The sequence below is a fragment of the Streptomyces sp. NPDC126497 genome (genome assembly GCF_040302425.1).
Classification (GTDB): domain Bacteria; phylum Actinomycetota; class Actinomycetes; order Streptomycetales; family Streptomycetaceae; genus Streptomyces.
The window spans coordinates 1-6,563 of the sequence record NZ_JBEORT010000134.1 but is presented as its reverse complement, the minus strand read 5'-3'; the positions used below and the strand labels follow the sequence as shown (position 1 = coordinate 6,563).

General features: G+C 69.7%; 5 protein-coding genes. 4 read left to right on the top strand and 1 reads right to left on the bottom strand.

The features are described from left to right. Positions 1-1,382: VWA domain-containing protein (locus ABTY20_RS32530; RefSeq protein WP_352000746.1), on the top strand; the 1,382-nt coding region annotated here is incomplete at its 5' end. 144 nt (positions 1,383-1,526) lie between these two features. Continuing rightward, the gene (gene metG, locus ABTY20_RS32525; RefSeq protein ID WP_352000745.1) at positions 1,527-3,242 is read left to right on the top strand and encodes a methionine--tRNA ligase; all 1,716 of its coding nucleotides are present in this window, start codon (positions 1,527-1,529) and stop codon (positions 3,240-3,242) included. A 137-nt stretch (positions 3,243-3,379) separates the two neighbouring features. On the opposite strand, the gene ABTY20_RS32520 is transcribed toward metG, so the two are convergent. Continuing rightward, a complete protein-coding gene (locus tag ABTY20_RS32520) occupies positions 3,380-4,723 on the bottom strand; it encodes a pectate lyase family protein (RefSeq protein WP_352000744.1) in 1,344 nt (447 codons plus the stop codon). A gap of 298 nt (positions 4,724-5,021) precedes the next feature. Here ABTY20_RS32520 and ABTY20_RS32515 point away from each other — a divergent pair, with 298 nt between their 5' ends. Together ABTY20_RS32515 and ABTY20_RS32510 are read left to right on the top strand one after the other, a co-directional pair. Continuing rightward, positions 5,022-5,387, top strand: coding sequence for a PH domain-containing protein (locus ABTY20_RS32515; RefSeq protein WP_189557352.1), 366 nt, complete (start codon positions 5,022-5,024; stop codon positions 5,385-5,387). 65 nt (positions 5,388-5,452) lie between these two features. Continuing rightward, entirely contained in the window at positions 5,453-6,340 is an 888-nt protein-coding gene (locus tag ABTY20_RS32510; RefSeq protein ID WP_352000743.1) for a hypothetical protein, read from the top strand. Positions 6,341-6,563: the final 223 nt, after the last annotated feature.

The following is a 6,563-nucleotide window of genomic DNA, read 5'->3' as shown; positions in this document are numbered from 1 at the left end:
CGGAGGTGAAGACCGAGGCGAAGTCCGAGTCCGACGAGGAGCCCTCGGTCACCACTGAGGCCGAGTCCGAGGTCACGGCCGAGCCCGAGCCGGAGCCTGAGCCCGAGACCGCACCCGAACCGGAGGCCAAGGCAGAGCCGGAGGCCAAGGCTGAGCCGAAGCCTGAGCCCGAAGCCGAACCGGAGCCGGAGGCGGAGGTGAAGACCGAGGCGAAGTCCGAGTCCGACGAGGAGCCCTCGGTCACCACTGAGGCCGAGTCCGAGGTCACGGCCGAGCCCGAGCCGGAGACCACGCCCGAAGCCGAGCCGAAGGCCGAGGCTGCCGCCGAGCCCGAGCCGGAGGCTGCCGCCGTGCCCGAGCCCAAGGCCGAGGCCGACGCGAAGCCCGAGGTCACGGCCGAGCCGGAGACCGAGCCCGCGGCCGACGTCGAGCCGGAGACCGAGCCCGCGGAAAAGCCCGAGGGTGCCACCAAGGCCGAACCGGAGGCCAAGCCGGAACCGGAGGCCGAGCCGGAACCGGAGGCCGAGCCGGAACCGGAGGCCAAGCCCGCACCCGAAGCCGTGACCGGGCCCGAGAAGGAGCCCGCGGCCGCCGACGGCGAGGACGCCCCGCAGGAGCCCTCCGCACCCGACGACGAGAGCGGCACGGATGGTACGGGTGGGAACGAAACCCCGGCAGAAGGAGAAGCCGAGGCCGAGCAGCCCGCCTCCCAGCCGGTCGCGGCCACACCCGCCACGCCCGCCGCGAAGCTCCGCGACACCGCCCTCGCCACCGCCTACAAGGCGGCCGGCGCCGCCCTCGAGAAGCACGACCTCACCGGCACCCGCGCCAAGGTCTACCTCGTGCTCGACCGCTCCGCCTCCATGCGCCCGTACTACAAGGACGGCTCCGCCCAGGCCCTCGCCGAGCAGACCCTCGCCCTCGCCGCCCACCTCGACACCGAGGCCACCCTCCCCGTCACGTTCTTCTCCACCGAACTGGACGGCACCGGCGAGCTGACCCTCACCGACCACGAGAACAAGATCGACGAGCTGCACGCCGGCCTCGGCCGCATGGGCCGTACCAGCTACCACGTGGCCGTCGAGGCCGTCCTCGCACAACACGCCGAGGAGCCGGCCGGCACCCCCGCCCTGGTGGTCTTCCAGACGGACGGCGCGCCGGACGCCAAGACCCCGGCCACCCAGGCCCTCACCGACGCGGCGAAGAACCACCCCGCCGTCTTCTTCTCCTTCGTCGCCTTCGGCGAGCACGACAACAAGGCCTTCGACTACCTCCGCAAGCTGAAGACGGAGAACACCTCCTTCTTCCACGCGGGCCCCACCCCCCGCGAGCTCACGGACAAGGAGCTCTACGAGGGCGTCCTGGCGTCCTGGCGCCCGTAGGACCGGCCGCCGCCCGGGGCCGCCCCTTCCCAGCACGTAGAACGGGAAGCGGGCGGTCCTGCTGTTTCGGCTAGGATTTCAAGGTTCGTAGACGACCCGACAACCGACGATCGTCACCACGTACCGACCCGGGAGCAGCCCGCGATGGCTCGACACCTCATCACCAGCGCCCTTCCCTACATCAACGGGATCAAGCACCTGGGCAACATGGTGGGGTCGATGCTCCCGGCGGACGTCCACTCCCGCTATCTCCGTCAGCGCGGTCACGAGGTCCTCTACATCTGCGCGACCGACGAGCACGGCACCCCCGCAGAGCTGGCCGCCAAGGAGCAGGGCGTCGCGGTCGACGAGTTCTGCGCCCAGGCGCACGACGCCCAGAAGGCGGTCTACGACGGCTTCGGCCTGGCCTTCGACTACTTCGGGCGCAGCTCCTCGCCGCAGAACCACGAGATCACGCAGGAGATCGCGCGGGAGCTGAAGGCGAACGGGTTCATCGAGGAGCGGTCGATCCGCCAGGTGTACTCGAACGCCGACGCCCGTTTCCTGCCCGACCGCTACATCATCGGCACCTGCCCGCACTGCGGTTACGACAAGGCCCGCGGCGACCAGTGCGAGAACTGCACCCGCGTCCTGGACCCGACGGACCTGATCGACGCCCGCTCGGCGATCAGCGGCAGCAGCGACCTCGAGGTCCGCGAGACCAAGCACCTCTTCCTCCTCCAGTCGGTCCTCGCCGGCGAGGTCGAGGCCTGGGTCGACGAGCGGGCCGACGACTGGCCCGTCCTCGCCTCCTCCATCGCGCGCAAGTGGCTCACGGAAGGGCTGCACGACCGGGCCATCACCCGTGACCTGGAGTGGGGCGTGCCGGTCCCGGCGGACACCTGGCCGGACCTGGCCGCCGAGGGCAAGGTCTTCTACGTCTGGTTCGACGCCCCGATCGAGTACATCGGCGCCACGAAGGAGTGGGCGGACCAGGACCCGGAGAGCCGCGACTGGCGTTCCTGGTGGTGGGAGTCGGACGCCGACGTCCACTACACGCAGTTCATGGGCAAGGACAACGTCCCCTTCCACAGCGTGATGTTCCCGGCGACCCTGCTGGGAACCCGCTCGCCGTGGAAGAAGGTCGACGTCATCAAGGCCTTCAACTGGCTGAACTACTACGGCGGCAAGTTCTCCACCTCCCAGCGGCGCGGAGTCTTCACGCACGACGCGCTGGAGATCCTGCCCGCCGACTACTGGCGCTACTTCATGATGGCCAACGCCCCCGAGTCGGACGACTCGTCCTTCACCTGGGAGCACTTCGCGGCCACCGTGAACAAGGACCTGGCGGACACGCTGGGCAACTTCGTCAACCGTGTCCTGTCCTTCTCCCGGAAGCGCTTCGGCGACGAGGTCCCGGCGGGCGCCGAGCCCGGTGAGGCGGAGTCGAGGCTCGGGGCGGAGATCGTCCGTCTCCTCGCCGAGTACGAGGAGCACATGGAGGCCATCCAGTTCCGCAAGGCGGCGGCGGCGCTGCGCGCCCTGTGGTCGGCCGGCAACTCCTACCTGGAGGAGAAGGCCCCCTGGCTGGAGATCAAGACGAACAAGGAGGGCGCGGCCCTCACGCTCCGCACGGCGATGAACCTCATCCACCTCTACGCGGTGGTCTCCGAGCCCTTCATCCCGGCCTCCGCCGCGGCGATGCGGTCGGCCTTCGCCCTGGAGGACGACACCGCGACCTGGGTGACCCCCGACGAGGCCCGTGCCCTCACCGCCGTCCCGGCCGGCACGCCCTTCACGGTCCCCCCGGTCCTCTTCGCGAAGATCACCGAGGAGGACCTGGAGTCCTACAAGGAGCGCTTCGGCGGTTCGGACCAGTAGCGGGCGAACCGCCCCTGCCGGACCGCCGCCCGCAGCGGCCCGGCAGGGGCTCTCCACCCGTGGCACGGCGGACCGCACGGTGTGGGTGCGCGAGGGCCGGGGGCTCGTGGTCTCCCGGCCCTCGCGCGTCTTGGGTGCTACTTGAGCACGCCCGCCCCCGTCGTCGTCGCCAGCGACGACGGCAGGTCGCCCGCCGAGGCCTCCAGGCCCGCCGTGAGGGTGGGGGTCCAGTTGACCGTGGTCCTCAGGTCCTTGGACGAGACGGCGTTGTAGGCGGCGACGAGGTCGGTCACCGTGCCGTTGACGAGGTTGCCGGAGCCCTTGACCGAGCCGGTGCCGTCACCGCTGAGGAGCTTGGCGGCCTTCGCGCCGGACGGCAGCTTCCAGTAGTTGTTCTCCGCGACGACCTGGGCCTTGGCACGGGAGTTGATGCTGTACTGCGGCGCGTACCCGTTGAGGGGCGTGACGTCGTAGTAGTTGTTGTAGATGTGGATCTGGCCGAGGCGGGCCAGCGGGGCGCGCTGCATGATGCCCTTCCACACGTTGTGGTGGAGGGAGACGCGCAGCTTGCCGACGCTGTCGGTGTCGCTGCCGCCGATCAGCATCGTCTTGTCGTGGTGGGTGAACTGGTTGCGCGAGACGGTCACCAGGTCGGAGCCCTTGGTGATGTCGAGGGCTCCGTCGTGGATCTGGTACTCGCGGCCGAAGTACTTCGGGTTGGCGCTGTCGAAGTGCGGTGCGTCGGTGAACGTGTTGTGGTCCGCCCACACGTGGGTCGCGCCGCGCAGGGACACCGAGTCGTAGTTGGAGTTCCAGTTGCCCTCGTCGCCGTCGGTCGGGTCCCACTGCGGGAAGCAGTCCTCGGTGGCGGCGAAGGTCAGGTTGCGGACGATGACGTTGTCCACGTTCTGGATCTGCAGCATGGCCCCGGTGAGGCCGGCGTTCGTGCCGGGCACGCCCACGATCGTCGTGTTGGCGGGGACCTTGAAAACGATGTTCTTGCCCTGCTTGGCCTGGGCGGCGGCACGCGCCTTCTCCTGGGTGCCGGAGGGCAGCTTGGAGCGGCCGTAGGTGGCCGGGTCGTAGGCCTTGAGGTAGGCCGACAGCGAGTAGCCGGTGCCGGAGGCGTAGTCGGCGCAGGACAGCTTTCTGCCGCTGTCGTCGGTGTTGGCGTCGATCATGCCGCTGATCTTGATGATGCGGGGCGTGGTGTCGGACGCCGAGCCCAGTGCCTTCACGAGCTGCGCGCGGGTGGAGACGGTGAAGGTGTGGGCGGCGTCGGCCTTCGTGCCACCGGTGGTGCCCGTGCCCGAGGACGCCCAGCCGTCCTTCGCGGCGAGCGTCTGGTGGTACAGGTCGACGGTCCCGGCGTTGGCGTTCATCACGAAGACGCCGGCGCCGGCGCCCGCGGCCACGGCGGCCGCGCAGACGACGGCGGCACGGCGGGAGCGGAGGGACCGGCGGTGGGAACGAGCAGCCACGGGGCTTCCTTACGGGGGAGGAGCGGGGTTACGTCCTCTCAGTGGCCGCCGGACGGCGAAGGGTTGCCGCGCACGGAGAATTTCTTCACCGGGAACCGACGGCCCCGGGGTCCCGGGCGCTGCCGTCGGGCGGGGAGGCGGTGGTCCCCCGTCCCGAGGAGGGGCCGGCCGTGTAACGCGCTCGCCACAGCAGCGGCCCGGGGAACGACGGGACCTTCTCCCGGGCCCCGCGCCTTGCGAGGATCATGCGGAGGCGGCCGAGACCCGGCCGTCACCGCTCACGTGGGGGGACCCGTCCATGGCACTCTTCGGCAACGCGCACACCGTCGACCCGGCCCAGGCGCAGCAGGACTACGCCCGTCTGCTGGGCCACGGCGAGCAGGTGCACGCCGCGTTCCTGCTGATCCGCGACACCATCCTGTTCACCGACCGCCGCCTGATCCTGGTCGACAAGCAGGGCATCACCGGCAAGAAGGTGGAGTACCACTCCATCCCCTACCGCAGCATCACCCACTTCGCGGTGGAGACCGCCGGCACCTTCGACCTCGACGCCGAACTGAAGATCTGGCTCTCGGGCTCCCAGGCCCCCATCCAGAAGACCTTCACCAAGGGCGTCGACATCTACGAGGTCCAGGCCATCCTCACCCAGTTCGTGGCGCGCTGACCCGACCGGGTGAATGCCTTACATATGCCCGGCGCATAGACCATGGGCGCGCCAGGCTTGCGCTCATGGTCACCGCAACACACGAGGCCTCCCACCAGCTCTTCCAGAAGCATCCGGAGGCCCTCACGCCCGTCTTCGAAGCACTGGGCCTGCCGCCGCCCGTGAAGACGGACTTCCGCGAACTCCCCACCGACGTCACCGAGATCCGTCCGGTGGAGCGTCGCGCGGACACGGTCCTGATGTTCGAGCCCGACATGGGTGAGCACTTCGTCCTGGCCGTGGAGGCCCAGACGAAGAAGGACCCGGACAAGGCCAGGAACTGGGCGTACTACGTCTCCTACCTGCACGCCAAGTACGACCTGCCCGTCCTGCTGGTCGTCGTCTGCCGGGACAGCTCCACGGCAACCTGGGCGGCGGGTCCCTTCACGTGCACCGTGGACGCGTGGACCACCCAGGTCACCCGCCCGTTCGTCCTGGGACCGCAGACGGTCCCCGAGGTCACCGACGAGACGACGGTGGCCCGGCAGCCTGCTCTGGCGGCGCTCTCGGCCATCGTGCACAGCCAGAGCAGGCGGTCCGCGGCCATACTGGAAGCGGTCGCCCGCGGACTCGTGTCCTTCGAGCCGGACGTCACGAAGTACTGGTTCGAGGTGGTGGAAGTCGGGCTGGAGTCCACTCCGGCCAGGGAGAACTGGAGGAAGCTGATGCAAGACGTCGTCACCCACTTCCCGGGGCACGGAACGCTCTTCGAGGAGAAGTTCCTGGAAGGGAAGGCCGAGAGCAAGGCCGAGGACATCCTGCGCGTACTCAATGTGCGCGGGCTCGCGATCCCGGACGAGGTCCGCGAGCGGGTCGCGGCCTGCACCGACCTCGACTCCCTCACCGCTTGGTTCGACCGCGCCCTGACGATCACCACCGCCGAAGACCTCTTCACCGAGGACCCGGCGGCATAGGTCCCGCACACGCCGAAGGGGCCCGGAACCGAACCGGATGCTGTTGGTTAATTCGGGCCTGGTCACTTCGCCCCGCCGCTATGCGGCGGGGCGAAGTGCTGTCAGGGGGCTGATGCGGGTACGGGCTCGGGGTGTGCTGGTGAGCCAGGCGTCGATGCGGATGAGGTTGACGGCGGCGCCGGTGAGCTGGTGCTGGAGGCTGGTCTTGGCCAGGCCGCGGTAG